This is a genomic window from Mesorhizobium sp. M0626 (assembly GCF_040320665.1).
GTDB lineage: Bacteria > Pseudomonadota > Alphaproteobacteria > Rhizobiales > Rhizobiaceae > Mesorhizobium.
In genome coordinates this window covers 1-1,195 of sequence record NZ_JAMYQD010000056.1, presented here as the reverse complement: position 1 = coordinate 1,195, position 1,195 = coordinate 1, and the positions used below count along the sequence as shown (strand labels likewise).

At 62.0% G+C, this 1,195-nt stretch carries 1 protein-coding gene; it reads right to left on the bottom strand.

Translation table 11 applies throughout. The features are described from left to right. Positions 1-961, bottom strand: a 961-nt coding sequence (locus NKI37_RS31840; protein ID WP_352794663.1) for a KUP/HAK/KT family potassium transporter, incomplete at its 3' end; no start/stop codon positions are given. Between the last annotated feature and the right edge of the window lie 234 nt (positions 962-1,195).

Genomic DNA, 1,195 nt, shown 5'->3' with positions numbered 1-1,195 from the left:
CCGCCTGGCTGGCGATAACCGTCGCCGCGGTTGCCAATACCACCATCGGGATCAGCGTCCAGCCTTCGTTCATCTCGAAGAATGGATGGCCGACGTGACCGTTCTTCGCCAGCACGAAAGCGCCCTGCCCGGCATAGTTTAGCAGTAGGCAGGGAAACACGATGGCCAGCCAGGCGAGCACGATGGGCTTGCGGCCGAAATGGCCGAGATCGGCATAAAGCGCTTCGGCGCCGGTGACGGCGAGGAAGATGGCGCCGATGGTGACGAAGGCGACATCGGGCGAATTGATCAGGAAGGCGACGATGTAGTGCGGGCTGACCGCCCACAGGATTTCGGGATCGGCGATGATGTGGTTCAAGCCCGAAAGACCGATAGCCAGGAACCAGACCGCCGTGATCGGGCCAAAGATCAGCGCCACACCGCCGGTCCCGAAGCGCTGCACCGAAAACAGGATCGCCAGGATGACCAGCGTCAGCGGCACGACGTAGGGCTGGAAGGTCGGGGTAACGACATTCATGCCTTCAACCGCCGAAAGCACCGAGATTGCCGGCGTGATGACGGCGTCACCGAAGAACAATGACGCGCCGACAACACCGATGGCCAGGATGATCGCCGAGCGGGTCGGGAAACTGCCGCGCGCCAGCGCCATCAGCGACAGCACGCCGCCCTCGCCTCGGTTGTCGGCTCTGAGCACGAACATGATGTATTTGATGGTGACGATAATCGTCAACGACCAGATGATCAGCGACAGCACGCCCAGAATATCGCCGCGCTCGGCGATTTCGCCGCCGGAGGACGCAACAAGCGCTTCCCGGAAGGCGTAGATCGGGCTGGTGCCGATGTCGCCATAGACCACACCGAGCGCGCCCAGCATCAGAACTTTGGTGCTGTGCTGTTCGATTTCGGGATGGCTCGATTGTTCGACGGGTTCTGCCTCAATACCAGCATTGGTAAGGGCCATGGACGACACTCCGATAAGCGCGCGGTGCTCTACGCTTGCTGCGATGCAATATCAAGTGCCGTGACGGTAGGGCTACCATGTTCCCAGCGCAGGGCTTGCCCCGCAATGACCGGTGCGTGGCGTCAAAGGCTGCCGGAAACCTCAGATCGCCACCTGCGTGCCGATCTCGACCACACGTCCGGTCGGGATCTGGAAATACTCCGTCGCATCGGCCGCCGAGCGGGCGAGCCCGAT